The organism is Lentimicrobium sp. S6, from assembly GCF_013166635.1.
GTDB lineage: Bacteria > Bacteroidota > Bacteroidia > Bacteroidales > UBA12170 > UBA12170.
The window spans coordinates 1-558 of record NZ_JABKBZ010000274.1; the positions used below are offsets into that span (position 1 = coordinate 1).

Annotated in this window: 1 protein-coding gene; it reads right to left on the minus strand. The window is 41.8% G+C overall.

What is annotated here, in order from left to right; all coding sequences use genetic code 11:
- The coding region (locus HNS40_RS22700) for a PKD domain-containing protein (protein WP_172284982.1) at positions 1-558 on the minus strand (558 nt) is incomplete at both ends.

Below are 558 nucleotides of genomic sequence, written 5' to 3' on the forward strand. Positions count from 1 at the left end.
CACTGGTGGCTGTGAGGCTCACTGTGAACAATTCATTCAACTGCTCTTCAAAAGGAATATAAGTATGTAAAATGGTATCTAGAGGAGATCTAGCTCTGTTGCCATCTCCAAAGTTCCAATAACGATCAATAATACTTCCACTCTCTAGTGTAGAGCTGTCAGTGAATAAGATATCACCTATTCCACAGAAAGCATTGGTATCGGCCACAAAGTGTATTACTGGCATAGGATTCACCGCAATGCCACCAAAAGCCGTATCTCTACAACCCAGGTCGGTGAGCGCCATTAAACTGATCTCATAAACACCACTTTGCTCATATAAATGATTGATGGCATTATTCACCTCATTGCCAATGATAGTAGTATCTTGTCCATCTCCAAAGTTCCAAGTCCAAGATTGCAAAATGGAGTTATTGGCATTGGTATTACTCACTAGTAAGGCTTCTTCGCCATCACATACATTACTCACATCGAAGTCAGCATAAGGTGTTGGATAGACCACAATGGTTTTTCTAGCGGTATCAGAAAGCACGTCGCCATCCACATCAAAGCTCACCA